Source organism: Pelagicoccus sp. SDUM812002 (assembly GCF_031127835.1).
In the GTDB taxonomy this organism is placed as follows: Bacteria; Verrucomicrobiota; Verrucomicrobiia; order Opitutales; family Opitutaceae; genus Pelagicoccus.
Genome location: NZ_JARXHX010000010.1, coordinates 137,772 through 164,631, shown reverse-complemented (window position 1 = coordinate 164,631; position 26,860 = coordinate 137,772). Strand labels below are relative to the sequence as shown.

Genomic DNA, 26,860 nt, shown 5'->3' with positions numbered 1-26,860 from the left:
TATTATTCACTCTCGGTAGGACCCTTCTGGTCGCAATCGATTAGCGTTTTTCGGTTTTAACGGTTCGTCGGGTTTCTAGTCCGTCGGTTCGGTTGTTCCCCTGGCTTTTGCCAGTGGTTATTGTGAATCTCTGCTCGCAATTGGGGGCTCGAGTAACCTTTTATTTGTTATGGCAAGGCGTATCGATGACAGGTTGTCCGAGGTGAGATTGACAACCGTGAACGAGGACGAGTCGTTGGACGAATATGGCTAGTGGGGCGAGCGGAGCCGGTACTGCTTGATTTGGCAGGCAATAGTTGGAGAGACCTCGCGGGCCGAAAGTTGGAATTTTCTAATCCGGATGCGAAGGAGGGGATGGATTTAGAGAGCTTTGCTGCTACGCAGGTGGGAGCAGTAGGGGATATCACCGCTTCGCGAAAAGTGAAAGTGCCCGATATTCCAATAGATGAAATCGGCGAATACTATTTGGCAAAAAAGCCCTTCCCCTGGCACTGGGGCAATTCGCTGTATCTCGAATGGTTCAGCCAAACAAACGGCCGCGTGGTTATAGAGTCAGCGAGTTACGAACTAAGGATCGTTGGCTCGCCCGTTTGGGAAATGTCGGCAGAGGAGGAGAAGCTTCAACAGCTCGCCAACGAAAAGGCGATGACTGGATTTATGGATACGTTAGCGGAAGTTGCTGATGGTTCAGCTAGCGAGGGTGACCCTTGGAACGATTCGCCTCAAACAGAGGAAAAAGCCGACCGAATACTGCATTGCAATGATATATTGACGGATCGCATCCAAGCTAGAATTGAAAGGGAGGGTGAAGGAGCTGACTTCGAGCAAATCATCGAGCAGGAGATCGAACGCATGCGCAGCGAAAGTGGCGATGCTGAGATCGAATGGACGGATAACGTTTCGGATTTAGCTTCGGAGCTGGAATTGGAATTCGACGACGATGAGTTCGATTTAGAAGACCATGCCCTGGCAGAACGTGCCCAGGAGCTAGCACATCAATTGATCGAGGAAAGTCGGGAAAAGAAATGGGTGCCCCCAGGCGCGATGGAGGATCATCCGGCAGCCTACTTGGTGGAGTCCGTGACCAAGGCGGCAGCCAAATTGGCCGGAGCGCTCAATGGGCAGACGTGGCCACCGGAGATTGATGATTGCGGCATGATGATAGCGCAGCTCAAGCGGGCTCGAGTCTATTTGGACGATGCGCAAACCGCCTTGGTTTCATGCCAGGAGCAAAAGCTAATTGCAATCGAAGCAATGGGGTACGTCCTCGTGGAAGTCGCCGATGTCGCCAAAGAATCTGACGAGATCATCTCCGAACTCCGCGATCGTTTAGAAGAGGGGAGGTAGGGGAGGGGAAAGCTTCGCGTTGAGTCTGACTTACTGCAGAGTGCTCTTGATAGACTGAAAGCGTATCCTGTAATGGGATACAGTTGAAGTTTTGAGATGGCCCCTCTCTGTGTTCTTTCTTCCAAATGTCAATATGCACAGACAGAGCCCTTTTGCCTGTCAATTCAAAAGCAGATTGTCGGGTTGACTTAAGTACATAACAACCATGAACTTCTCCTTGAGAAGAACAACAACATAAAAAGAAAATGTACGAAGTTAAATCTTTCCGAATCGAGAAGCTTTGGGGTACAAAGAATATCGAAATACCTCTGCAGAACCCTACCAAGGTCTCAATCCTAATCGGGAAAAATGGAACCGGGAAAACCACGGTAATCAACCTGCTCAAGGCGATATTAGAAGTCGATACGAAGGCATTAGGGGAGACTCCATTCGAAAAGGCAATTGTTCGGCTGATCGATACAGAAAACAATCGCCAGCGAACAATCACTATATGGGTCGAGATGCGGGAAGATTCTGTCTACGACTCGATATTTTATAGAATCTCTCGAGGTAAACCCAAAGAAGTCCGACACTACTCTGATGCAAGCAGAAGGGCTTTCATGGTGAGGCGCGGTCAAATGCATGAGGGCGAGTCAGAGGTTCGCAAATTGATGTCTGGCTTGGTGAACATCTATTCAATCTCAGTCTACCGAGACATGTCGGCTGAATTGTACCGAGAGCCGTACGAAGACAGAGGAGAGAGAAGAAAAAACTCTGTCGATGTTCGATTAGAGTACCTAATGATGCAACTTACTCGGTATTTGCTAGAAATCTCAGACTTAATTGCCATTGAGACTGAAGCACTGCAAAAGGAACTCTTAAAGCTCATTTTGTTTGATCGAACAAACGATAGTGCCAAGCGTCTTTTGGATACTGTGAAGTCAAACTTCGACAAAAATGCTGTCGCGAAAAGCCTCAAACGAATATACAGAGAGCTCGGAGTTCGGGATGTCGACCGAACGATCGAAGAGCATACGAAGAAGCTCGATCAAATTATACTTAGATTTAAAAAAGATGGAACCTTGAAATTCGAGGATGTATCAGCTTTGCCATTACACTCAAGAGCAATGCTTCTTGCCAAGAAAAGCCTAGAGTCTCAAAACTGCAAAGATAAGATTCGGGAGCCTGTTAGTACATTCCTGGATATGCTCAATAAATTCATGAGTCCAAAAGTATTTAGAGAGGACCCAAACTACGGTCTATGCGTTGAGAGCATAACGGGGGAAATGCGAGTCTCATCGCTATCAAGCGGTGAAAAGCAGTTGCTAATTCTACTCGTTGAATCGTTGCTTCAGAGACAAAAACAATGCTTGTTTATCGCTGATGAGCCTGAACTGAGCTTGCATGTCGAGTGGCAAGAGAAGTTAATTCGCTCAATCGTAAAAATTAACCCGGCGGCTCAAGTCGTGGTCGCTACGCATAGTCCGGAGATAGCAGCACATCATGAAGAAACCATAATCGACATGGAGGAAGTCGCTAGTGGCGCTAATTAGAAGTTCAAGGGCATCCTCCGTATTAAACCGCTTCCATGGAGCGAAAGCCATCGTATACGTCGAAGGAGAGCGTGATGAGGCTTTCTGGAGTCATTTTGGTGAGTCATACGGAATCAGGCCGAAGAGCGCAGGCAGCAAATCAGCATGCCTAGAGCACGCTCAAAAGCTAATCGAAACGAATGAACGATTCCTAGTCGCAGTTGACTCCGACTATGATGACTTCTCATCCTCTAAAATTGATGATCCGCGCGTTATATATACCTATGGCTATTCAATAGAAAACCTAGTGTGCTCGTGCAAGGCAATTGCACGATACTTGAACCTTAAGGGCGGAGGGGTTCGAATTCGAGAAAGCGAGGTAAAGGAAGTGGCGTCTCGCTGGTTTGAGCAAATCAAAAATCTAATATACATCGATGTGTTCATGCATATCTCAAAACAGGGAAAGAAAGGCCCCTTTGCAAGAGAGCATCTTCAAGTGTTCTGCGAGACAGGACTCTCAGATGTAGAAATTAAAAAGATCGAAAACGGAATGCTAAGAGCCTTGAACAAAGCCGATTTTCTCAAATGGAAAAATGAAGTAAAGCTGACGAAGCATCACGTTAAAGGAAAATTCGTACTATGTCTAGTTAACCAAATGGCGACACGAGTATTCGGTCAAAAGAAATCGTCGAACGACGATTTGTTCGCCGGGATGGCCGCCCTGTTCCCTACTCAAATCCAATCCAAGGGACACAATATCTTTCGGAAGCAAACAGTAGAAGCACTGAAGCGTGTAGTCATTCCGTCGGCAGGCGGAAAGAAAAAGGGGTGACGCATAAACGAAAGGCGATTCAGAAAGGGGCAGACTGTGCTTTTTGATATTAACCATTAACTAGGAAAGGTGCGGCGGTTAATCGGGAAGTCTTTTCTAAGGTGGTTGGCTTTCACTTAAAATTGTTGAGCGAGTGGGCTTGTTTTGATACCGTCTGGGATTCGCTGAAGGAGGACATGGGTGAGATATGTTATGACTCGTCTGCTGTCTTTTTCAATTGCACCATCATTGCGTGCCCTTTTTTCGTGAGGCGGTACTTTTGGAGGCTTCTCGGAAGTGGTCCTCGTGTTTGAGTCCGAGTAGGCCCTGGATTTCGTTTCGTTTGAGATCGCCTTGGAGAACTTTTAGGAGCTTTGTGACTTCCCAGGCGACTGGAGTGTGGCGAGCAATGGAATTCGTGAATTCTTTCAGTGCGTATAGAGTGGCTAATGGGGCCTGTCAGTCTCTTGACTGGATTGGCGAGCGGGGTAGGGTGAGCTTATGAATCCTACGGTGATAGTGCTGGGTGGTCCGAATGGGGCGGGGAAGACGACGCTTGCCCGTCAGTTGATGCTTACCCGTTTGCCGGATTCGTTTGAGTTCCTGAATGCGGATTTGATCGCAGAAGGCTTGTCACCGTTTCGTCCTGAACGGGCTGCGGTGAGAGCGGGGCGTTTCTTTGTGCAGCGTTTCGAAGAGAAGGTAGCGAATAGGGAATCGTTTGTGGTGGAGTCTACCTTAAGTGGCTTGGCTTTGGGGCGGCGTTTGAAGTCCGCTCAAGAGATTGGCTACTGCGTGGAACTAATCTATCTTTGGTTGCCTGACGCGGAGTTCGCAAAGCAGAGAGTTGAAGAGAGAGTGAGGCAAGGGGGACATCGTATCCCGAAGGATGTGATCGAGAGAAGGTATCGGAAGTCGTTAAGCAATTTCTCGTCGACTTATCAGAGCTTAGCCGATGAGTGGGGGCTTCTTGATGGTAGCAGCACTCCCCCTGTCGAAGTGGCGGGCGGTCGAAAAGGAGAAAGTATAGAAATCTTGGATACGGAACGCTATCGATTTCTGGGCGATTTGATTTCTGATGGCGGAGATGCGGTAATGGAGTCGGAGCAAGACTATGGAAAGCCAAGTCATGTTTATATCGATGACTTATCCGAGGTGTTGGAGAAGGTCGGGGCGTTTTTGGAAGAGCGGAAGCGGTAGACTCTGTTTAAAAGATGAAGGTTTAGGCTGAGATCTTTAACCGCTGATGGACGCAGATTTTTTTGGAGAAATTCAGGGAAGCTCGGATGAGCTTTTTGTGGAGGGCAGTCTGATGACTGCTGGGATTGGCGAATCTAATCGCGACACAAGGTCGCTTCGCACATTGGGTTGTGGAGCGTGACCAACAGTCTTCGTTCGTAAACGAACTACGCCCGTCAAGAGGTTACTCCTACCTCAGGTAGGGGCGGTGATGCTGCGTTTGGATTTGTGGATACCGGCGAGCTTGCCTTGGTATTGGATCTTGCCGCCTTCGGGACGTAGCTTGCAGCTTGGATCGATGACGACCGTACAGCCTAGGTCAAGGAAGTTGTGGGCTGTGGTTATTAGTCGTGCCTAATTTAGCCCGCTTGCTCGGGCCTTTTCTAGGAGTGCCTTGACGCGTTGGCGATAGGCTCGCTGGCGGGCGATCGCTTTTTGGCGTTTTGTTTCTGCGGATACACGTGGGCGACCAGCCTTGGGAGTGAACACGTTTTGAGGGACCGTGAAGACACCCCTCTTGCTAAAACTCTCTGGAGTTCGTTCTTCCAGTTGGTTTCGGTTTTGTGTTGAATACCACGGTGTCTTGAGGCTGCGAGCTTTTCGCTTACTCCATGCGGGTTGGGAAACCTTGGCTTTCAGGGATAGCCACTCTGCGTAGGCTGCTAAGTAGGCGTCTGCGATATTTCCGTCTGTGAAGCGATTTGCGAGTATCGTAGGTGGTTCCTGGATACTTTTAGAAAGTTGCTGATGACTTGTTGCTCTTCGCGAGATCTCGTGTTGCCAGTCACGAAGATTGTAGCCAAAGGACTCAAGCGAATCGGATTGGTCGGCGACTTCCTTGAAGGTAGCAGGGCGATGGAGTGTCTGTTGTTTGGATTCAAGCATGATTGGCCTCCTCAATTAATTCAGTCAGCGTGGCTCGATTCTTTTTTGGTATGACTTCGTCTGGGAAGAACTGGTCGATACGGTCTTGGATTTCGCCTACACTTTTTATTCCTATTTTTCGGAATAAGAATATGAGATCTTCATGATCGCCACGGTAACCTGGCAGTGGATCGCGACAGGATAGTGCTTTCATCGCTAGTAGATAGTTAGCCGTTGCAACGTAGATTGTGAGTCCAGGAATGCCAAGTGGCAGTCTTCTGCGTCCATTAATAGGCGTAGGTCCGAGAAATTGCACTACATCATCATTTAGCCAATCATCATGAAGAGACAGGCTCTGTGCTACTTTCTTAGCAAGAGCGGTTCCTTGATCGCGTGGATTGAGGACAGCATCCACATCCTTAGTCGCGTTTCTCGAATCGTAGGCGAGAAGCATTGCCGAACCGCCGTAGATAGAGATCTCAAGATCGATTCCCTCCGTAAGTGCGTGTCTGCCGAGCTCCGTTAAAGCGGCTTCAAGGGTTTTTCGATCTAAGTTTCTCATAATAAAACGTAACGTTATGAAAAATTAAGAATACTTCAAGTTCGTTTAGGTTAGGAGGGAAAAGGAGAACTCCGTGGATTTTTTAGATGCGAGCGAGCATCGACTCGTGCTGTGGGGAAATGCCCGTTAGGGATAACGGGCTCTACCTTTGGAAGGTACTATCTTTGTGTTCCGTGAATTTTGTGGGTCGCGACTAAGGTTGCGGACGGCTCGGCGATCCGCTTCAAGGATGATGTGTCAGATTTCCAACCGCAGATGGCCGCGGATTTTTGGGAGAAATTTAGGGAAGCTCGGATGAGCTTTTTGTAGAGGGCAGTCTGATGACTGCTAGGCTGTGGGGAAATGCCCGTTAGGGATAAAGGGCTCTACCCTTGGCAAGGTACTATTTTTGCGTTCCGTGAACTTTTTTGGGTCGGTGACTAGGGGGGCGGATGGCCCGGCGATCCGTCCCTACCTTAGGTATGGGGCGGTGATGCTGCGTTTTGATTTACGAAGACCTGCTAGGTTGCCTTGGTAGAGAATCTTGCCGCCTTTGGGGCCGCCGCCGGGGCCGACTTCCACCACGTAGTCGGCTTCTTGGATGAGGTCGAGGTGGTGTTCGATGACGACGACGGTGTGGCCTTGGTCGACGAGCTTGTGGAGGAGGCGTATCAGCTTTTCGCAGTCGCTTAGGTGCAGGCCGATGGTGGGCTCTTCTAGGATGTAGAGGTTGGTGCGTTTGATGCCTCGGCTGCGTTCGGTGTAGCTTTGCAGGCCTTTGGCGAGCTCGGTGACGAGCTTGAGGCGCTGGGCTTCGCCACCACTGAGGGTGGGACTGCTTTGGCCGAGGGTGAGGTAGCCGAGTCCGGTTTCGACCATGAGCTGCATGATCTCGCCGAGCTGGCTGTGGAAGCTGAAGAACTCGGCGGCTTCTTCGAATCCCATCGCTAGAACGTCAGCGATGTTTTTGCCTTTCCAGTGGAGATCGAGCAATTCGGGGCCGTAGCGGGAGCCGTCGCAGTCTTCGCAGGTGACGTAGGTGTCGGGCATGAAGCTCATCTCGAGCTTAACGCGTCCGGCTCCCGAGCAAGTATCGCAGCGGCCGTGGGCGGTATTAAAGGAGAAGCGACCTGGCTTGTATCCACGCATCTTAGACTCGGGTAAGCTAGCGAAGAATTGTCTTATGATATCGAATACGCCGAGGTAGGTGGCGGGAGTGGAGCGGGGCGTTTTGCCGATCGGACTTTGGTCGACTTCGATGACGCCGCGAAATCCGGTAGCTCCGGTGAGGGAGTCGAAAAGTACATTGCCTTCCTCGCCTTCGATGCTGGGGCCGTTTTTGGCGAAGTCCCCACCGGATATCGCGTCCTTCTTGGCTTTGATGGCGTAGGTGGTGGCGGGAGCGAGCAGGTCGCGGATGAGGGATGACTTGCCGGCTCCTGAAGCTCCGCAGAGCATGGTGAGGCGGTTGTGGGGGATATGGACCGTTTGGTTTTTGAGGTTGCGGAAGGTCGCTTTGGTGAGGGAGAGGTAGGTGGAAGTGTCCGCTTTTTGCGCCGTGCCGCGAGCGGCAGCCCTACGTTTGGGGAGTGTTCGGTAGTTGCCTTGTAGCGGATGGGGGATGCCGGACTTGAGGTAGCGGCCGGTGAGGGAGTTCTTGTTTTTCTTGAGCTGGGCGACGGTGCCTTGGGCGATGACTTCGCCGCCGTGGATGCCGGCGCCGGGACCGAGGTCGATGATATGGTCCGCATGCTCCATCGTGGTGTCGTCGTGTTCGACGACGAGGAGCGTGTTGCCTTTGCCTTTCAGGTTCTTAAGCGTTTCGATGAGGCGGTCGCCGTCGCGGGCGTGTAGGCCGATGCTGGGCTCGTCGAGAACGTAGAGAACGCCGGCGAGGTTGGAACCGAGCTGGGCGGCAAGGCGGATACGCTGGGCTTCGCCGCCGGAGAGGGTTTGGGTCGGTCGGTCGAGACTGAGGTACTCGAGTCCTACTTTATCCAAAAACTGGAGACGCTCATGGATTTGGGCGATGATGTCGCGGGCGATGATTTGGCCGCGTTTGTCGAGTTGGAGTTTTTTGAGAGTGGCGAGCAAATTGCTGGGATCTTTGGCGAGCAGCTTGGGTAAGGAAATTTTGTCGCTGTTTTTTAGATACAGATAGACGTGGCGGGAGGTGCGGTTGAGTCGCTCGCCTTCGCACTCGGGGCATATGATGGCTTGGCTGTCGTCTTCGCTGGAGTTGTCGGCGCCGATGGCTTTGGCGAGCTCCTCGTCTTCTTCGAGCCTCTCGCGCATCCACGGATAGATGCGACCGTGTCCACGGCAGGCCGGACACCAGCCTTTGTGGGAGTTGAAGGAGAAATCCTTGGGGTCGAGTTCGGCGAGGGCTTCCCCGGTCTCGGGGTCCATGCGAGTGGTGGACAGGTACTGAGGCGTACCGCTCGCAGCGGTGCTTTTCTGAGGAATGACAAGGGCGGTGCCTTTTCCTCGTTGGAGCGCGTCCTTGAGGTGGTGGTTGAGTTGGGACTTGAGGTGGGCGATCGGGGCGAGGTCGGCGATGACGACTTCGATGTTATGTTCCTTGTAGCGGTCGAGTTTCTTAAAGTCGTCGGTGAAGATGAGCTTTCCGTCGACCCGCATCATTTCGTAGCCGTGGTCGGCGATCCAGTTGGCGATGGGCTGGTGGTGGCCTTTGCGGTTACGGATGAGCGGAGCGAGCAGGTAAAAGTGCTTGGCATTTTTTGCCTCGGTGGATGTAACGAAATTTTGGAGACGCTTTTGCAGTTCGCTCTCGGTTTGCGAGACAAGGGGGTTTCCGGAGTCGGGGTTGTGGGGGATGCCGAGACGCGAGTAGAGCAGTCGCAGGTATTGGGCGACTTCGGTGATGGTGGCGACGGTGGACTTGCGTGAGCCGCGGGTGACGCGCTGCTCGATGGCCACCGTTGGCTGGATGCCAGTGAGTTGGTCGAGGTCGGGGCGGGGGAGTTGTTCGACGAATTGGCGGGCGTAGGGCGACATGGATTCCATGAAGCGGCGCTGGCCTTCGCCGAAGACGATGTCGAAGGCGAGGGTGGACTTGCCGGATCCGGAGGCTCCGGTGACTACAGTGAATTCGTAGTGGGGAATGGATACGGAGATGTTGCGCAGGTTGTGCTCTCGAGCTCCGGTAACGGTCAGAGATGGTTTGGAAGTCTGAAGCGCGAGGGGAGAAGTGTGAAAGGGGGCTGCTTCTTCGGCGGCGAGAAGTTGGGTTGTCGAGGAAAATTCGGGCGCGAGGTACTTGGCGGTTTCGGTGTTCGTTTGAGAGCAGGCTTCGGGGGTGCCTTGGAAAACGACTTCGCCGCCTTTAGCTCCGGCGTCAGGACCCATCTCGATGATCCAGTCCGCGGATTTCAGGACGTCGATGTTGTGCTCGATGACGATTAGGCTGTGCCCGGAGTCGACGATGTCTTGCAGGACTTCGAGCAGTCGCCGGACGTCGTGCTTGTGCAGGCCGGTGGTGGGTTCGTCGAGTAGGATTAACGCCCGTGCTTCGCTCTTCGAGCTACGCAGGGTTCGAGCGGAGCTCGAAAGGTACTTGACGAGCTTGAGGCGTTGGGATTCGCCGCCGGAGAGGGTGTTAAGCGGCTGTCCGGATTTGAGGTAGCCGAGTCCGACTTGATCGAGTGCGGCGAGCTTGCTGTGGATCTTGGGGTGGTCGGCGAAGATCTCCATGACTTCGGAGATGGTGAGCTCTAGAAGGTCTGAGATGGAATGGCCTTCGTACTTGATTTCCAGGAGCTCGGACTTGAAGCGTTTGCCGTTGCAGTGGGGGCAAGGGACGTAGACGTCGGAGAGAAACTGCATCTCGATCTTTTCGTAGCCGAGGCCCTTGCAGGGCTCGCAACGTCCGTCGCCCGCGTTGAAGGAAAAGCTGGAGGCGGTGTATCCGTTTTCTTGCGACTGTGGAAGCTTGCCGTAGAGCTTGCGGATTTCGTCCCAAGCTTCGACGAAAACGATAGGGTTGGAGCGCGGGGTGCGGCTGACTGGGGATTGGTCGACGAGGGTGATTTCGTCGAAATCGAGGTCGGAGGATAAACTCTCGACCGCGGCAGGGTCCTCGGCGAGTAGTCCGCGTTGGGCGATGAGGTTTTGGTAGAGGACGGCGTTTAGCAGGGTGGACTTGCCGGAGCCGGAGACTCCGGAGAGACAGACGAAGCGTTGGAGCGGGATCGAGAGAGTGAGCTCGCGGATGTTGTGCTTGCTGGCGGAGCGGATGTGAAGGGCCCGTTCTTCGCTTTTCGAACTTTGCAGGGTGTTCGAAAGAACTTCTCTAGTTTCGGTGGGGACGGGGATCTGTAGTTTGCCGGAGAGGTATTGGCCGGTGATGGATTTCGCGGAGGCGAGGAGTTGTTTTTGGGTGCCTTGGAAGACGAGGTGGCCGCCGTTGGCCCCGGGCTCGGGACCGATTTCGATGACATGGTCGGCGGCGCGTATCATGGCGTCGTCGTGCTCGACGAGGACTACGGTGTTGCCCGAGTCGGTGAGGGTGCGGACGATCTGGATGAGGCGATCGATGTCGCGGGCGTGCAGGCCGACGGAGGGTTCGTCGAGTACGAAAAGGGTATCGACGAGGGAAGCTCCGAGGCAGGATGTGAGATTGACGCGTTCGACTTCGCCGCCGGAGAGGGTACGAGCGGGGCGATTGAGGGTGAGGTAGCCCAGTCCGACGTGATTGAGGTAGCGGAGGCGGGAGAGGATGGCGGAGCTGGCGATGCTTGCTTGGTGGCTCGGTTCTAGGCGTGCCACGAGGTCGCTTTCTACGGTTGATTCGATAAGTGTTTGTAGATCGGATACAGGAATCTCGTAGAGGTCGGGGAGGCGGTAGTCGTTCCATTTCCAGCAGAGGGACTCTGGCTGGAGGCGGGTACCTCGGCAGTCTGGGCATTTGACGTAGGCGCGGAAGCGGGAGAGGAAGATGCGAACGTGCATCTTGTAGGTGTTGCGCTCGAGCCAGTCGAAGAAGCCTTTGACGCCATACCAGAGTCCGTCGGAGTCGCTGCCTTCGGGGAGTTTTTGGTAGGCGGGTTCGCCGAGGATGACAATGTCTTGCTGGCGTTGGGTGAGCTTGTTGAAAGGCTTTGTAGTGGAAATTTTGAGTCGCTTGCAGGCTCGGGTAAGGTCTTTCTTTGACTCGCCGTAGACTTGGCCTTCGAAAGGTTTGATGAGGCCTTCGGAAATGGATTTGTTGGTGTCGGGGATAGCGAGGCGATAGTCGATCTCGATGACGCGTCCAAAGCCGCGGCACTTGGGACAGGCTCCGATAGGGGAATTGAAGGAGAAAAGCGGTGGGCTGGCGGGGCGGTAGGTTTTTCCGCTGGTAGTGGAATGGAGTCCGCGGGAATGGTGGGCGAGGATGGAGCCGTCTTTTTCGAGGAGCAGCAGCTGGCCTTGACCGAATTCAAGGGCAGTTTCGGCGGCTTCGAGGAAGCGCGATTTGTGGGTGTCCGCTATTTGGATACGGTCTTGTACGACGTGGAGAGTGGTGTTTTCTGCCCAAGAGTTGTACGAATCTTCACCGATCGATTCGATTCTATGCAGTTCGGGGGCTGCCGAAGATTTTTGAGTTGCTTGAAAGAAGCGGGAGTAGCCTTGGGCTTTGATGTTTTTTAGGATCTCGGGCCAGGTGAGTTTTTCGGGCTTTTTGACTTCGAACGCCACGATGAGGGAGCGGTCGGGGAAGTTAGCTTTGGCTTTTTGCCAGATGGATAGGGGGTTGTCGTCGTTGATAGGAGCCCCGGTTTCGGGGTCGTAGAGGGAGGCGACGTGAGAGAACCAGACTTTGAAGAAGTCGGTCAGCTCGGTCATGGTGCCGACCGTGGAGCGGGACGTTTTGATGGTGTTCTTTTGCTCGATTGCGATGGACGGACGCACATTTTCCGCGGAATCGAGGTCGGGCTTTTCGAGCAGGTCGAGGAACTGGCGGGTGTAGGCGGAGAATGTCTCGACGTAGCGACGTTGGCCTTCGGCATGTAGGGTGTCGAAGACGAGCGAGGACTTACCGGCTCCGCTGAGACCCGTGACGGCGATGAACTTGCCGAGCGGGATATCGACATCGATGTTCTTGAGATTGTTCTGGCGGACGCCGCGGAGGCGGATGCTATCTGGCTTGGAAGATGAAGGCATTTTGAAATCTTTGGTGATAGTCGCCTACGAAGGGCACGGTGATCACAAGGGCTAAGCTCTGGAACTCAGGTGTTATTGGCCAACGAATTGAAAAGGCGGATGTACGCGGTGGTTTGCGATTTTAGGGAAAAGTTTTTCTGGGCGAAAGCGCGAGCGGCGTCGCCGAACTGGAGGCGTTGGGAGGGATCGTGGGCGAGTTTTAGGAGAGCGGCGAGGAAGGTGGCTTCGTCTCGGTGGGGGATGAGGTAGCCAGATTTTTGGTCGAGAAAGGTTTCGCCAACGCCATTGACGTCATAGGCGACAACGGGGAGGCCGGACATTTGGGCCTCGACGAGGAAGTTGGGCAGGGACTCTTGATCGGAGGTGTGGACTGCGATGTCGGAGTCGAAGTAGAGACTGCGCGGGTCCTTGAGGAGGCCGGGAAAATGGATGCGGTCTGCAACGCGGAGGCGCTGGGCTTCGGCTTGGCAGGCGGCACGGGTAGGGCCTGCACCTGCAAGGGTAAGTTTCCAGTCGAGGTCCCTCGGTAGCTGGGAGCAAATTTGGATGAGGCGGATTTGCTTTTTTTGCGGGCGAAACATGGAGACGCTCACAAGATGGATAGCCGGAGAAGGGTTCCGTGTTTTGGGTTCCGGTGAGAAGGTGGGGATGGTGGTTTCGAAGTCGCGGAGGCAGCCGTTGTAGATGACGGTGGCGGTATCGGGACGGCGGATACTGTAGTCAGAAGCGAGGCGCTCGAGGGCTTCGCGGGAGTTAGCTACGATGTGGTCGGCCCGTTGCAAGGCGCGGCGGTAGAGGAAGGGGATGCTCCGGCCAGTACGGAAGGTAGCGATAAGCTGGTAGGTACGCTGTTTTTCTGAGGCTAGCAAGCCGGCGTGGCAGTTGGCCATACGGCCCATGGGCACGACCATGTCGGGACTGATTTGGGTGAGGAGGGACTTGAGGCCGGGAGCGAACCAGTCGGTTTTGAGGAACCGTTGATTCAGGTAGTGAGTAGTGAGTAACGAGTCTTTAGTTGCCCGTTCGTCGAGAATGCCGCCGCGTCTGAAGACGATGATGTGGACTTGATGGCCGGCCTCGGAGAGGCCTCGGGCGATGGCGAGGGTCTGGTGCTCGGTGCCACCGTTGCGGAGGTGGTCCTGGACGATGGCGACTGTGAGGGGGGCGAAGTTAATAGCGTGGGTGAGGTTTGGCGGGAGTAGGGCGCTGAGCAAGGATTTGTGGCCGGATTTTACACTCGCATGCAACCGGTGGGCTGAATGAGTGTTTAAAGGGTTATGAGTCGTGAAGGTTCAGAAGGATTTTCCTCAATTTTGAAGCGTTGGATCGTGAGCGGTCTGGGCGTGTGGCTGGGCAGTTATTTCATCGACGGGATAAGCTACGATGCAAATTCCACGCTTTTGATCGTGGTTTTGCTGCTGGGCTTGTTCAGCGCGGTATTGAAGCCGATCCTCGTTTTGCTAGCGCTGCCGTTTGTGCTGCTGACACTGGGGTTAGGAATCTTGTTCATCAATGCTCTGCTGTACCTTTTGGTGGGGGAATTGGTGCCCGGGTTCGAGGTTGCGAGTTTTTGGGCGGCGTTCTTCGGAGCTCTGTGGGTGACCTTCCTCAACCTGCTCTTTGGGAACTGGATTGGGGGCTCGAGGCGAAGCTCCGTTAAGGTGAGGACCGGGGGCGCCGCAGGTAAGCGTTCGACCCGTAAGGTGAAGGCCAAGGACGACGTCATCGACATTTAATGGGAGGGGCCAAGCTGAGGTTTTCGGGCGATTGCGCTAGACACTACGGGGCAGGGTGGCTATCCCGCTAGGCTTTCTTAATCCGCATTCAATATGGCTGACGTAAAATACGATTTAGTAGTAGTAGGAGGTGGCCCAGCAGGCTACGCGGCTGCAATTCGCGCCGGACAACTCGGCAAGAAGGTTGCTTGCGTTGAGATGGATCGCGCTGGCGGTACCTGCTTGAACTGGGGCTGTATTCCCAGCAAGGCCCTATTGAAGAGCGCGGAGCTCATTCATTCCATCAAGAAGGCAGAGGAATTCGGCATCTCGGTAGGATCGGTTGATTACGACTTCGCGAAGATCATCAAACGCTCCCGTGGCGTCGCAGATCAGATGGCCAAGGGCATCGAGTTTCTCTTCAAGAAGAACAAGGTCGACTACTTCGTGGGCAAGGCGCACGTGGACGACGCGAAGACGGTCTCAATCGTCGAAGGCAAGGAAAAGGGCAAGAAGCTCAGCACCTCGAACATTCTCATCTCCACTGGCTGCCGTGCTCGTCGTTTGCCGTTCCTGCCGGATTCCGACCGCATCATGACTTCCCGCGAGGCACTCGTGATGAAGGAGCAACCAAAGTCGATTGCCATCATTGGATCGGGCGCGATCGGTGTCGAGTTCGCCTATTTCCTCAACGCATTTGGAACCGAAGTGACGATCCTCGAAGTGATGGACCAGTTGGTACCGGTCGAGGACGAGGAAATCGCTAAGGTTCTAGGACGCGAGTTCAAGAAACAGGGCATCAAGACGGAGCTTGGCGTGCAGGTGAAGGAGTCCGAACTGACCAAGAACGGCGTGAGGCTGGTCTACGAAAAGAAGGGGAAGAAATCGGAGATTGAGGTGGATGCGGTCATTCAGGCTGTCGGCGTAGTAGCCTACCTTGACGGAGCAGTTAATCCCTCGCTGAACCTCAAGACCGAGCGTGACTACTTGGTTGTCGACGACAAGTACATGACCAATGTTGCGGGCATTTATGCTGCCGGCGACATCATCGGTCCACCTTGGCTCGCTCACGTGGCGACTTTCGAGGCAGTCCAGGCAGTCAACGGCATCTTTGGCGTCGCCAAGCCACGCCGTGTCAAGAATTTCCCAGGAGCGACCTATTGCAATCCGCAGATCGCCAGCACTGGCGTTACCGAAAGGAAAGCCAAGGAGCTCAAGCTCGACTATAAGGTCGGCAAGTTCCCTTTCGTCGCTTCAGGCAAAGCGGTTGCTGGAGCCCACTCGGAAGGTTTCGTCAAGCTTATCAGCGATGCGAAGACAGGCGAAATCCTCGGCGCCCATATCATTGGACGCGATGCGACGGAGCTCATCACGGAGTACTGTCTAGCTATGGAAATGGAAGGTACGATCGACGAGATCCATGGCACTATCCACGCTCACCCGACCATGAGCGAAGCCCTCGCCGAGGCCGCAGCGGATACGCATTCGGAAGCGATCCACATTTAGGATTTCCAGTTTAGCAGGTACGGCAATTTCAGGTCGCCCGCGGAGCGGCCAGCCCACCTTTTGATTTATTGACGCTTTGCCCTCGACTTTCGTAGGCGGGTTTCGGAATTATCTCCGCGATTGTTTTCAGGCGCTCCCGTAGTTCAATGGATAGAATGTTGGTCTCCGAAGCCGAAGATGTGGGTTCGATTCCCGCCGGGAGTACCAGAAGCGATATGGACAGTGAATGAGTCGAGCGTTTGAGAAGCGGAAATGGATTTCTCGACGCGAGCCGGAGTTTGTCACGGAAGCGGCGCGAATCCTTGCTAATTGGGCCTAGGTTCTTAAGTAATAGCCTCTTGCCCCGTATTCTGCATCTAGAATTATCATTTAGATGGACAACCCTTCGATCGAAACAGAAACCGCAGTTCCGGATCCCGTTAAGCAGCTCTCCATCTTTATGGAGAACAAGGTGGGGCGTCTATCAGATATATTTCGTCTCTTCGACGACAGCGCGATCCACGTGATGGCTCTCACTACCTTGGATACGACGGACTGCGCGATAACGCGAGTGGTCGTGGACGATCCGCAGAAGGCGAAGGAGCTTCTTTGGGAGCATGATGTCACCTTCAGCGAGAGCGAGGTACTCGCTGTGGAAATCGTAGGGGAACACGATATCAACCGCGTTTTGGCGGCGTTGTTGCAGACGGAGATTAACATCCACTACATATACGCTTTTGTAAGCCGCCCTCATGGACGCTCCGCCTTAGTCATCAGTATTGAGGATACCGATCTTGCCGTCCATATTCTCAATACGCACAACATTCGCGTTTTGAGCCAAAGGGACATTTCACGCTAGTCATTCCCGCCTATCTTCCTATCCACACTGCCCACACATGAGCGAAAAACCGTTGCCACCGAGCGTCCAACCACGAGAAATAGAAGCCAACTCCGTTGCCGCTAGGCACCAGGACCTTGAGGTCAAGGACGCTCAGATAATCTTCAACACGGTTTGGAACAAATTAGAAGAAAAGTATGGCCGCACGCGCCTGCACTTTCCGCAAGAGCTGATACTGCTCGGCGGCGCGCCGGGTGCCGGTAAGGGGACAAACACTCCCTTCATCCAGGAAGTACGCGGGCTGACAGCAGAACCGATAGTCGTAAGCTCTTTGCTGGATACGCCGGAGATGCGGGCCATCAAAGACGCCGGTGGAATGGTGGGCGATACCGAGGTGATCAGCATCTTGTTCGAGCGCTTGCTTTCGCCGGACTACGAGGACGGAGCCATCCTGGACGGTTTTCCGCGCACCTTCGTTCAGGTCGAGTGTATGAAAATGCTCTACCACAAAATGCTTCAGCTCCGCGCCGAGTTTTTTAATACAGAGTACAGGGCTAGCTTTCGGCAGCCTCTGATCCACATCATGATGCTCTTCATCGACGAGAAGGAAAGCGTGGCCCGTCAGTTGAAGCGTGGGCGCGAGATCATCGAGTACAACGAAGAGGTGGAGCGCACTGGGATCGGCGAGCCGAAGGAATACCGGTCCACAGACTCCGACTCAAAAGCGGCCCAGCGTCGTTACCGCGTTTTTAAGGAGGCAACATACGATGCTCTGCAATCACTTCGTGAGGTCTTCCATTACCACTTCATCAATGCCCAAGGAAACTTGGCAGAAGTGCGGCAGAACATCATAAAGGAGCTCCAGTACCAGAGCTCGCTCGAGCTGGATCCTCGCACCTTTGACTCGCTGCACCGTCTACCGATCGCAAAGAAGATCATCGAAAGCGCTCGCCAGCAGCTCGTGCGACGTCTCGACCAGTACGAGATGGAGAATAGCGATCAATTCCATCGGGTTATCGATTTTATTGAGCAGAAGATAATGCCAATCGTGAAGCACCACGCGATTACCGGCTCCGCGCATATCAACTCTGAGGATCCGACCTTGGACGATCCGCACTCCATGGCTATGCTCATCGATATCTTTTCCGAACGCGGCTACCATGCGTCGGTGGACCTGCACAAGATCGAGATTCCCGAGGAGTTCGATTTGCAAACTGGCCAGATCCGTTGCCGCATGAAGAAAGTTTGGCGTATCCAGATTCGTTTCAAGGGTTCCGAAATACGCCGTGGTTCTTGATGTCGTCCGCAGCTATGGCTCAAAGTGAAGGAGGGTACTTTCTTGGGGCGCTTTTGAGTGAAGACTTAACTTGCGCCCGGAGTCTCAGCTACCTAGTTCTTATGCTGCTTGATGGGAGGCGCACTGCGGGTCCCAAAAAGCGATATCCCCGATCGAGTAGTACAGCCATCCATTGCCAATTTTTGACCTGTCATCGGGTTTGAATTGCACTTCGAAAAAATGTCCAAACCCAATCCAAAAGTAGTCGTCGCAGAAGACGAAACCTTGTTTCGCGACTTCCTCTGTAGAATCATCCGCCAGCGATTTGGCTTCGAAATAATCGGAGAGGTCGCGACGGGAGAGGAAGCTTACAAGCTTTGCGAAGCGCACCGCCCGGATTTGGTGATCCTTGACCTTCGTCTGCCTGGCATCTCGGGCCAAGAACTAGCAGAGCGTTTGATAAGCGAGCAGCCTGATGTGCGCATCCTGATCATTTCTTCGGTGGAAGACCCCAAGCGCATTGGCTCATTATTGCAAATGGGAGTGACTGGATTTCTTAACAAAAAAGAAGAGTTCAGCGTCTTCGAGCAGGCCATCGAAGCAGTTGCCAGTGGAAACATTTTTGTAAAGGCTTCGGCCCAAACTCAACCGGATTCGCCCGACGCTCTTGACCAGCGAGAGCTGCTCGAGACCTTGAGCGATAGAGAGCGACAAATTGTGGTCTTCGTCGCATCTGGTATGACGAATAAGGAGATAGCTCAAAATCTCGGACTGAGCATCAAGACGGTAGAGTCTCATCGAAGTAACATATCCAAAAAGCTGAAAATCTTCGATATTGCGGGAGTGACGTTATTCGCGGTCAGAACGGGGTTGGTTACGCTTTAGAAATCGAACGATGAGCAACGGCGGGGACACGAATTTCACGGTGATTTTCAACGCGAAGCGTCGCGTTCTCAGGATGCCGGATTCGCTGCGCGCTATCTTAGAGCTCGATCCGGATTCGGAAGTAGATTGGCAAAGCCTAGTCATTGAGGATGCGTCGTCTTTCGTTCCGGGGTCGTCGGACTCGACGCTGCGAAAAACGGGCTATCTTAAACGGAAGTCGGGCGAAATTCTCCCTGCGTCATTCAATTGCGAGATGATCGAGGAGTCGGACGGGCTGGTCTGCGCCGAGATATCCGTCCCGACCACTTCCGAAAAGCGGATGGAGCCAGTCGAGAGGGAATCGCTAGATTTTCTCACGACCGTAAGCCACGAGCTCCGTGTTGCTCTCAACGGAGTGATCGGTTTCGCGAACGTGTTGAACGACTCGACTCTCAATGTGAACCAACGGGCGATTTTGGAAAAGCTTCAGTCGTGCAATCACATGCTCAAGGGATTGATTAACGACATCCTCGAATACTCCAGGGTGGCGACGTCGAAGATCAACTTAAAGGCAGAGTCGGTAGATCTAAGCGAGTTTGTGCATGAAGTAGTTGGGCTTTTTCGGGAGCGTGCCCGTTCGAAAGGCTTGCAGGTTGAGGTCGAAGTTGGCGACGAGCTACACTCTACAGTCGTTTTGCCTCGTATGCGAGTGACTCAAGTTTTGAGCAACCTTATCGCCAATGCCATCAAGTTTACCGATCAAGGTTGGGTGCGAGTGTCGGCTAGCTTGCGAGAAGACTCATTGTGTATCGATATTCAGGATACGGGACCGGGTGTTGATCCATCGTTAAGTGATTCTATCTTCAAACCTTTCTTTCGCTTGGGGGATCAAGCAGATAGCCCGGAGGGCACTGGCCTAGGCCTTGCCATAAGTAAAGAGCTCACAGCGAAGATGGGGGGAGAGTTGGTGCTCAAGCAACCGAGCGGAGGGGGGAGCCTTTTTTCCTTCAGCCTTCCGTTAAAGAAATGGTCGGAGGATTTATCTGCGAACGAAGTGATGCCCAACGAACCGGTTCGTTCCGTTGAAAGAGCCAAATGCCGAAATGGTGACAAACGAGTTCTTGTAGTCGAAGACAACCAGCTCAATGCGGATATCTTGGGGCATTTCCTGCAGGACTACGGTGTAGCTTTCGACCATGTCGACAATGGGCGAGCTGCGGTGGAAGTGTATCAAGATGGCAAGTACGATCTGATTTTGATGGATGTTATGTTGCCTGAGATGAACGGATACGAGGCGACTGAGAAAATTTTAGCCCACTCGAAACTCAAGCCTCCGGTCCCGATCGTGGGTGTGACGGCGAAAGTTTTCCGCCAAGATCAAATGCGTTGTATCGAGGTGGGAATGGTCGAAGTCGTACACAAGCCTGTAGATTTCAGACAGCTGCGGAAAGTGCTAGATCAGCGTATGTACAGCTCGGATCCAGTTGAGGATAAGGTTACTGCTCCCTCTGGTTCTGGTGCGGTTGTTGAGAAGGTGTCCGAGTCATCGGGGAGTGAGGCTTTGCTTGAAAGAGCGCCAAGCTCGGGCGGTCGCGATTGTATGGACGCTGGAACGCTTGAAGCCTACATTGACCGTATGAAAACCCCGGATACAAGCCGTTCCGACATTGTGAAGACAGCAACGGCAATTGTAGACGCCGAGGTAATAAGTCTCGTTGAATCTATAGATAAGGGCGACCGGAAAGAGGTAGGTATGCGTGCTCATTCGCTCAAAGGCGCGTTAGCTCTTTTGGGGGCTCGCGATATCATGGACCTCGCAAAGGGCTTGGAGTTAATTGCCAATGATGGTCGCTCGCCGCTTAAGGCAGAGCACTGGAAAAATATGGTCGAAGGTTCTTATGCCAACTTCCGTAAACAGCTGGAAGCTTATATGGAAACGACAGTCGTCGACTAGATCGGGCCAATTATTAGGCCGTCAGTACTTTGGTATTCGGATATGGGTGTTGTGCTCGACGTAGCGAGCGAGCGATGCGAAGGCAGCTTGTTGCTCCTCTTTACTGTGAGAAATCTCGTTCAGTGGCGTATTCAAAATGCCCGTAACTTTGCTAGAGAGTTCAGTAGGTAGCTTGTGGGACCAGTCAGCCAAGACGGGATAGCCTTCATCGCGAGCGTAGACGTAGAGCGATTTGAGCAAAACTGCCTGTGGTGGGGCGCCATTGGAGAGGGAATCTAGAGCCCGAGCCGTGAGGTTGAAGGTTTCCTCTCCCAGTTCGTCTTCGTGGGATGGATTTGCGAGTAAAAGGTTAGAGATCCAAGAGGCTGCCTGCAGGGCGGCGTAGCTTTTTCCGAGTCCTGTCCGTTTTCTGGATACAGTGAATTCCGTTAGGAACCCGTTGTTTGCGTTCTCCCCGGATTTGAAGTCTACATGCGCTTCACCTTGGTCGAAGATGTCGACTGCGTATCCTTGACCCTTGGTACGGTTTCGTTTGAGCACGCTCAGCAGACCGCGCTCTGAAGAGAGGAGCCTGACTTGGGTGAACGTTTCGCCAGTTGGCGTTAGCTTCAGTACGATCGCGTCCGCGACGATAAGCTTCTCAGCCGGCATCCTTTGGCTCTTCCTCTTGGAGGGGCTGGGGGGCTTTTGCTTCCCTGAACTTGAGGCTATTTTCTACGGGAGGATAGGGAGGCGCTACTGCTCCGCCGGAAATAATGAGTTTCATACCCTGGCCAACTGTCATATCCAAAACTTGGATATCTTCCTTCCTCATCATGACCAGGAAGCCGCTAGTCGGATTTGGGGTGGTGGGGACGAAAACGTTTTGAAGAAAGTCGTCGGTCTTATGCTGCACTTCACCTTTTCCGTCGCCGGTTAGGAATCCGAGGGCGTGGCAGCCTTCCTTAGGAAATTCGACAAGCACTACTTTCTGGAAAACAGCTCGGTTTTGGGAGCTGAAGGTATCGACGATCTGTTTTACGGAAGTGTAGACCGTATTTATAATTGGAACGTTGTTGAGAAAACGTTCCCCAATCGAAAAAAGGTACTTTGCGATGAAGTACCGAGAGAGGAAACCAAGGAGCGTGATAGCGAGCAAGACGATGATCGTGGCGAGCGTATCCCAGACGAGGGTGAGGCTCTCTCTGGAAACAAGATTCTCCGGGATTAGAAGTAGTTTGAGGATCGGCTCCTTGACGTTTCCTCCGACTTTGATGACCAGCCAGTTGAACACGAAGAACGTGATACCGATCGGAGCGAGCAGGATGAGTCCTGAGAAGAATGATTTGCGAAGTCTTGCGAGCATGGAGGCGTATTGAGCTACAAACAGGAGTGTTGATGATTTACTAGATCAGGTACACGCCAAAAGGAAGAAGGTTTCGTATTTGGCGCTTCGCTCGAAAAGCGTTGAGTGGAGCATCTGCATTTTTCAAGGTGGACGGTTTATGAACTGGAAAGGAGCTAACCGCCTCTACTCGCGGCACTCGCTGGTGCTTTGGAGTTCTCGCCTCGGCGAGGACTGGGAAGCCGCATTTAGCGATGCCGAGCTTCGTCGCGGTCGCTCGATCTACAAGAAGGGACGTATTCGGGAAATCTCGCTAAATGACTCGGACGTCATCGTGAACTCCAAGATTGGAGCGGCGGAAAGCTACTCGGTAGTGGAGTGGTTGGGCGGCAAGCTAGCGGTTCGTTCTTCTAGCTCTGACGAGGAGCTCGGAGGAGCGATTGCGGTGGCGGGTCTGCTGGAGATCGAAGAGCTGCTAGCGGACGAGGACCTTTCTTTATTGGAGCGGGGCAGCCTTGCCTCGGGCAGCGAGGAGCTCGAGGGAGAAGAGGAAGAGGAGCGTCCCCTTGACCTCTCGAAGAACGCGATGAACAAGACTGGCGAGGTTCGCGTGCTCCATCTCGTGCTGGATACGCATTTCAAGGGGCTCATTTGCGAAGCGTATTGGCTGAGCGAGGATGGGGCTCGAGTCTCGGCCTTGAGCAAGGAGGATGGTGCTCCGCGGGCCAACAATTCCGACGAGCGCGGGCGACTCATTATGTTGGCAGCTCGGGCGCGCAAGTCCCACTTCGTCTACTCGCCGGAGTTCGGCGGCTACCTATTGGAAAACCTGCGCGAGGTCGTGTATTTTATCCAGACAGTGTGGCCGACTTGGAAATCACGCTTTTCCACCGAAGAGCGGGAAAATGTGAAGCACATTCAGCAAGGCGTGGTAGAGATCAAGCTGAAGCCGCAGGCTAGCAGAGCCCGTTCGGGGGGCTTGGATATACAGTGGGTTTTCGACTCGGGAGCCAAGTTGCTCGATAGCGGCTTGGCGGACGAGTTGCTGGCCCGTAACGATGAGCCGATGCTGGTGCCGGAATTGGGAGTGATCAAGCTGACGGAGGAGTCTCGCCAGGCCCTGAGCGCTTGGAAGGAAGTCGAGGCGGATGCCAGTGGGGAGGGACAGCTCTATCAGCTCTTTTCCTTGTTTGGGGAAGGGGAGGAGGAGGTCGAGCTTTCCGACGACTTATCCCGGTGGCGGGAAGGCCTGCTCAACCCGAAGCCCGACGAGGAGATGGAGCTGCTCGACTGTCTGCGTTCGTACCAGCGTCAGGGAGTGGAGTGGATGTCCCGTTTGCTGCGGCACGATTGTCATTGTCTGCTCGCCGACGAAATGGGATTGGGAAAGACGGTTCAGGTGATAGCCCTTTTGGTGGCCCAGCGAAAGGCGGACGAGCGAGTTATTGTCGTCTGTCCCGCGAGCGTAGTTCCGGTCTGGATCAGTGAGTTCGCTAAGTTTGCCCCCGATGTCAACATAGGGAAGTTTGGAGGGAGAACTGCGAAGGCAGCCGCGAAATTGGATGTGGTGGTTGTGAGCTTCGCTCTTCTGCGAAACCGGATTGATCGACTGGTAGCGGAAGAGTTCGCCTACGCGATTGTCGACGAAGCTCAATTTATCAAAAACCCGGACTCGAAGGTCTCCCGCAGCTGTCGTCGCTTGCGGGCGAAACGTCGCATCGCCCTCACTGGAACGCCGATCGAGAACAAGCCGCTCGATATTTGGCCAGCCTTCCAGTTCCTGATGCCAGGCATGTTGGGCTCGCGAGATCAGTTTGACCGGCTCTATGCGGAAAATCCAGGAGCGTTCAAAGCTAGGTTACGGGCGCAGATCCGTCCATTTATGCTTCGTCGGACCAAGAGTGAAGTCGCTCTGGAGCTGCCCGAGAAGACAATCGTGGACCTCGAGTGTCCCGTGACGCCGGTACAGGCCCGCGAGTATCAGCGGATCTGCGAGGAAGGTTTGGCACGATTTGGCGATGATCTCGGCAGTGCGATGCGGACTAACCGTTTCGCGACCTTGAGTCTACTCACTCGTCTGCGCCAGGTGAGCTGCGATCCGCAGTTGCTGCCTTGGATGGATGCGAACATTGAGGACAGCGGCAAGTTGATGGTATTGCTTGAAAAGCTGATTGAGGTGCTGGGTACTGGCCATAAGGTTGTGATCTTCAGTCAGTTCGTACGGTTTCTGGTGCGGGCTAGGGAGATGATTGAGCATGCGTTTCCTGAGCTGCCGATTTTTGAGCTGACAGGTTCGACGGCCGATCGAGAGAAGCCGGTGAGAGAGTTTCAAAATACGGATCAAACTTCGGCCATGCTGGTAAGCCTGAAGGCTGCGAGTGTCGGCATCACCTTGCACGCCGCTGACTACGTTTTCTTGCTTGATCCATGGTGGAACCCTGCAGTGGAGAGCCAAGCTATCGACCGCGTTCACCGGATAGGCCAGACCAAGAGTGTGTTCGTCTACCGACTGTTTGCGCGAGGTACGATCGAGGAGAAAATCCAGCAGCTTCAGCGGGAGAAGAGAGATTTGTTCGACTCGATCGTTAATGGCTCGAAAGCCGGTCCGGACCTGCTTGCGAGTGGCGTGCAATCGCTGCAGAGTTTGCTAGCCTTGGCTCAAGGGAGCTAGTCTTGGCGAGGAAGGCCCTCGTTTCTATCTCCTCAATTCCCTCCATATCGCGTGTTTAGGGTTCAGGACTCGCGAACTGATGTCGATATAGGGGGTGAACTACCCACTGCCTGATCACTTCACCTAATCTAGCACATCTTATGGCCCAAGCAATAGCACCTACCTTAACGACTATCGGCCAATTGGAGCTTCGAGTCGGAAACATCGATGAAGCGCGGGTGTTTTATGGGGATCAGCTTGGGGTGGAGGTCGATTCGCTATTTGGGCAGACGATGATGCTCAAGTGCGGAGAACTTACGATCATGGTGCAAGAGTCGGCTAATCGCCCGATCGGCTGCCCCATCTACTTCCGGGTAGACGGGCACGTGCACGAGGTCGCTGACCAACTGAAGGCTAACGGCATCCGATTCAAGAGCGGTCCTAGCTGCATTGTTGAGAACTTCATGGGCAAGTCATCTTGGCTAGCGTTTTTCGAGGACCCTTGGGGCAACCCCCTTGGATTAATGGGCGACATGCCTGTTTGAGGCTCTGCATTTTTTTTGTGAGTCTCAGGGCTACGGCGCGAATTTGCTTCTCTATGGAAGCAAGTTGTTCTAGCCCACTCGTTTGATGCCAGACCATAACGATTCAAACGATTTGCCAGATTCCCTGAGAGAGGGGCATATGCGTTTTCTCCAAAACGACTACGCAAATAACAGGGAGCTATACGCTCACCTTGCGGACGGTCAGTCGCCGAAGGTCATGTGGATCGGTTGCGCGGATTCGCGGGTACCGGCTGAACGCATACTCGGTGCCGAGCTGGGAGATCTCTTCTTGCTTCGCAATGTTGCAAATATCGTACCTCCACTAGCAGCCGACGAAGCGTCAGTGGGGTCGGCACTACATTTCGCGGTAGACCAGCTAAAGGTGAGCCACGTGGTAATCTGCGGACACTCTGATTGTGGTGGTATGAAGGCTTTGCTGCAGTTGGGTAAGGTGCCTATGGACCGGATGCTTTCCTCATGGGTCGAGTACGCGATTCCTGCCTTGGAGGATTGTGAAGTGCAGTCGCTCGAAGGAGTAGCCAAAGCCAATGTAATCTCACAGTCCGAGCACTTGCTGGAGTATCCTTGTGTCAAAGACGCGGTTGCCGAAGGCAGGCTCGCGATTCACGCCTGCTATTACGAGATAGGCATCGGCCGACTGGAGCAGTACGACGCTGTCAGCAAGACTTGGAACTACATGGTGTAGTCGGCCGAGGTGGCTCAGCCATTCGCGCTGAGACGGTAGCTGCTGGGAGACTCGCCGGATACTTTTTTGAAGGCCCTATTAAATTGGGCGATCGAGTCAAATCCGCTGGCAAAAGCGATGTCGGAAATCCGATCATTTGTTTGGCTGATGTGCTTCTTGGCCCTTTCCACGCGTTCGCGGGTCAGGTAGTCGACGAAGGTGATGCCAGTCTCTTCTTTGAAGATCTTGCTGAAGTGGCGGACGCTGGCTCCGGCAACTTTTGCGATTTCAGCCAAAGGTATGGGATGATCGCAGTGCTGGCGGATGTATCGCACAGCCTTTAGCGCTGCTTGGTTTCCAGACTTGTCTGCCTTGCCAATATGTAGGGCGTTGGCAGCGGCTCCCAAGCTTTCGGCGAAAATCTCGAGCATTTTCACGAATCCTTGGTATGCTTCTCGGTCCATGCAGACACTCTTGCGATAGGCTTTGCGAGCCTCTCGGGAATCGAGCTCGATGCCTCTGAGGATCATCTCGCCGTGGGCTCGGTCGTAGTGGGAGTTGTCGAGAGCTTCGAGCGCGACCTGCCCAGTTTGTAGGTAGGCTATGATGCGGTTTCCCATCTTGATGGGAACGAGCGTGTCACTCAGTCCGGCGAAACAACGAAAGCTGGTTGCTGTGTGGGTCGCTGACTTCTCTAGCTCCGATTGCGCCATCAAGCAAGCTAGGCAACCCTTCCGGGAGGTTGAGACGAGGGCGCAGAATGGATTTTGCTTCTTATGTCCGGTAGCTGGCATCCGGAAGGTGCCGATAGGGCGAAGGGTGAGAGGAAGACCAGAGGCGGCGGTGAAGGAGCGCTCGTATTTGGCGAATAGGCGAGTGGCTCCGATGCTTTTGGTGAGGTTTCGGCTCTCCTCCGGTGTGGCGTACTCGACGGCCGCTAAAACTCGTTTGGTTCCTTTCTTAGCCATGGGTGGAACTTTTGAGCTAAAAAATAGAGAGTCAATTGTAATTAATTCTCTTTTAGCTGAAAATGAGAAGTATATAGC

The 26,860-nt window shown here is 53.6% G+C and carries 20 protein-coding genes and 1 tRNA gene; 14 read left to right on the top strand and 7 right to left on the bottom strand.

Features of this window, described 5'->3' with window-relative positions; translation table 11 throughout:
• The first annotated feature begins 321 nt into the window (after positions 1 to 321).
• The 4 genes from QEH53_RS15325 (at position 322) to QEH53_RS15310 (ending at position 4,869) form a co-directional block, all read left to right on the top strand.
• On the top strand, positions 322 to 1,347 hold the full coding sequence (locus QEH53_RS15325; RefSeq protein ID WP_309024091.1) for a hypothetical protein: 1,026 nt from the start codon (positions 322 to 324) through the stop codon (positions 1,345 to 1,347).
• Positions 1,348 to 1,592: 245 nt separating this feature from the next.
• On the top strand, positions 1,593 to 2,879 hold the full coding sequence (locus tag QEH53_RS15320; RefSeq protein WP_309024090.1) for an AAA family ATPase: 1,287 nt from the start codon (positions 1,593 to 1,595) through the stop codon (positions 2,877 to 2,879).
• Positions 2,866 to 3,690, top strand: coding sequence for a DUF4435 domain-containing protein (locus QEH53_RS15315; RefSeq protein WP_309024089.1), 825 nt, complete (start codon positions 2,866 to 2,868; stop codon positions 3,688 to 3,690). The genes QEH53_RS15320 and QEH53_RS15315 overlap by 14 nt, the downstream gene beginning before the upstream one ends.
• Before the next feature lie 480 nt (positions 3,691 to 4,170).
• Positions 4,171 to 4,869, top strand: a complete 699-nt coding sequence (locus tag QEH53_RS15310) for a zeta toxin family protein (protein WP_309024088.1) — start codon at positions 4,171 to 4,173, stop codon at positions 4,867 to 4,869.
• A gap of 393 nt (positions 4,870 to 5,262) precedes the next feature.
• On the opposite strand, the gene QEH53_RS15305 is transcribed toward QEH53_RS15310, so the two are convergent.
• The 4 genes from QEH53_RS15305 to QEH53_RS15290 all read right to left on the bottom strand — a co-directional run bounded on the left by QEH53_RS15305 (position 5,263) and on the right by QEH53_RS15290 (position 13,692).
• Entirely contained in the window at positions 5,263 to 5,793 is a 531-nt protein-coding gene (locus tag QEH53_RS15305) for a hypothetical protein (protein ID WP_309024087.1), read from the bottom strand.
• The gene (locus QEH53_RS15300) at positions 5,786 to 6,334 is read right to left on the bottom strand and encodes a hypothetical protein (RefSeq protein ID WP_309024086.1); all 549 of its coding nucleotides are present in this window, start codon (positions 6,332 to 6,334) and stop codon (positions 5,786 to 5,788) included. The genes QEH53_RS15305 and QEH53_RS15300 overlap by 8 nt, the downstream gene beginning before the upstream one ends.
• 450 nt (positions 6,335 to 6,784) lie before the next feature.
• Positions 6,785 to 12,478: an excinuclease ABC subunit UvrA gene (gene uvrA / locus QEH53_RS15295; RefSeq protein WP_309024085.1), complete on the bottom strand. Its 5,694-nt coding sequence runs from the start codon at positions 12,476 to 12,478 to the stop codon at positions 6,785 to 6,787.
• 65 nt (positions 12,479 to 12,543) lie between these two features.
• Positions 12,544 to 13,692 carry a glycosyltransferase gene (locus QEH53_RS15290; protein ID WP_309024084.1) on the bottom strand — a complete coding sequence of 383 codons (1,149 nt, stop codon included), beginning with the start codon at positions 13,690 to 13,692 and terminating at the stop codon, positions 12,544 to 12,546.
• Between the two features lie 99 nt (positions 13,693 to 13,791).
• Here QEH53_RS15290 and QEH53_RS15285 point away from each other — a divergent pair, with 99 nt between their 5' ends.
• The 7 genes from QEH53_RS15285 to QEH53_RS15255 all read left to right on the top strand — a co-directional run bounded on the left by QEH53_RS15285 (position 13,792) and on the right by QEH53_RS15255 (position 20,610).
• Positions 13,792 to 14,214 (top strand): phage holin family protein, encoded by a 423-nt coding sequence (locus tag QEH53_RS15285; protein ID WP_309024083.1) that lies wholly within the window; start codon positions 13,792 to 13,794, stop codon positions 14,212 to 14,214.
• A 93-nt stretch (positions 14,215 to 14,307) separates the two neighbouring features.
• Positions 14,308 to 15,699, top strand: coding sequence for a dihydrolipoyl dehydrogenase (gene lpdA / locus QEH53_RS15280; RefSeq protein WP_309024082.1), 1,392 nt, complete (start codon positions 14,308 to 14,310; stop codon positions 15,697 to 15,699).
• 132 nt (positions 15,700 to 15,831) lie between these two features.
• Positions 15,832 to 15,906 (top strand) — tRNA-Arg (locus QEH53_RS15275).
• Positions 15,907 to 16,072: 166 nt separating this feature from the next.
• Positions 16,073 to 16,537, top strand: a complete 465-nt coding sequence (locus QEH53_RS15270; protein ID WP_309024081.1) for an acetolactate synthase — start codon at positions 16,073 to 16,075, stop codon at positions 16,535 to 16,537.
• Positions 16,538 to 16,574: 37 nt separating this feature from the next.
• Complete coding sequence (locus QEH53_RS15265) at positions 16,575 to 17,813, top strand: nucleoside monophosphate kinase (RefSeq protein WP_309024080.1); 1,239 nt, start codon at positions 16,575 to 16,577, stop codon at positions 17,811 to 17,813.
• A gap of 219 nt (positions 17,814 to 18,032) precedes the next feature.
• Positions 18,033 to 18,677, top strand: a complete 645-nt coding sequence (locus QEH53_RS15260; protein ID WP_309024079.1) for a response regulator transcription factor — start codon at positions 18,033 to 18,035, stop codon at positions 18,675 to 18,677.
• 10 nt (positions 18,678 to 18,687) lie between these two features.
• Positions 18,688 to 20,610: an ATP-binding protein gene (locus QEH53_RS15255; RefSeq protein WP_309024078.1), complete on the top strand. Its 1,923-nt coding sequence runs from the start codon at positions 18,688 to 18,690 to the stop codon at positions 20,608 to 20,610.
• A 21-nt stretch (positions 20,611 to 20,631) separates the two neighbouring features.
• On the opposite strand, the gene QEH53_RS15250 is transcribed toward QEH53_RS15255, so the two are convergent.
• Both QEH53_RS15250 and QEH53_RS15245 read right to left on the bottom strand, forming a co-directional pair.
• Complete coding sequence (locus QEH53_RS15250; RefSeq protein WP_309024077.1) at positions 20,632 to 21,261, bottom strand: hypothetical protein; 630 nt, start codon at positions 21,259 to 21,261, stop codon at positions 20,632 to 20,634.
• Positions 21,251 to 21,955: a DUF502 domain-containing protein gene (locus QEH53_RS15245; RefSeq protein ID WP_309024076.1), complete on the bottom strand. Its 705-nt coding sequence runs from the start codon at positions 21,953 to 21,955 to the stop codon at positions 21,251 to 21,253. Before QEH53_RS15245 ends, QEH53_RS15250 begins: the two co-directional genes overlap by 11 nt.
• Before the next feature lie 139 nt (positions 21,956 to 22,094).
• Between QEH53_RS15245 and QEH53_RS15240 the strand changes: the two genes are divergently transcribed.
• From QEH53_RS15240 to QEH53_RS15230, 3 genes are all read left to right on the top strand, one after another.
• Positions 22,095 to 24,605, top strand: a complete 2,511-nt coding sequence (locus QEH53_RS15240; protein ID WP_309024075.1) for a DEAD/DEAH box helicase — start codon at positions 22,095 to 22,097, stop codon at positions 24,603 to 24,605.
• Between the two features lie 140 nt (positions 24,606 to 24,745).
• Positions 24,746 to 25,129 carry a VOC family protein gene (locus tag QEH53_RS15235; protein WP_309024074.1) on the top strand — a complete coding sequence of 128 codons (384 nt, stop codon included), beginning with the start codon at positions 24,746 to 24,748 and terminating at the stop codon, positions 25,127 to 25,129.
• Between the two features lie 85 nt (positions 25,130 to 25,214).
• Positions 25,215 to 25,835: a carbonic anhydrase gene (locus QEH53_RS15230; RefSeq protein ID WP_309024073.1), complete on the top strand. Its 621-nt coding sequence runs from the start codon at positions 25,215 to 25,217 to the stop codon at positions 25,833 to 25,835.
• 14 nt (positions 25,836 to 25,849) lie between these two features.
• Here QEH53_RS15230 and QEH53_RS15225 read toward each other — a convergent pair whose 3' ends face one another.
• Positions 25,850 to 26,782, bottom strand: a complete 933-nt coding sequence (locus QEH53_RS15225) for a helix-turn-helix domain-containing protein (RefSeq protein WP_309024072.1) — start codon at positions 26,780 to 26,782, stop codon at positions 25,850 to 25,852.
• Positions 26,783 to 26,860 lie beyond the last annotated feature (78 nt).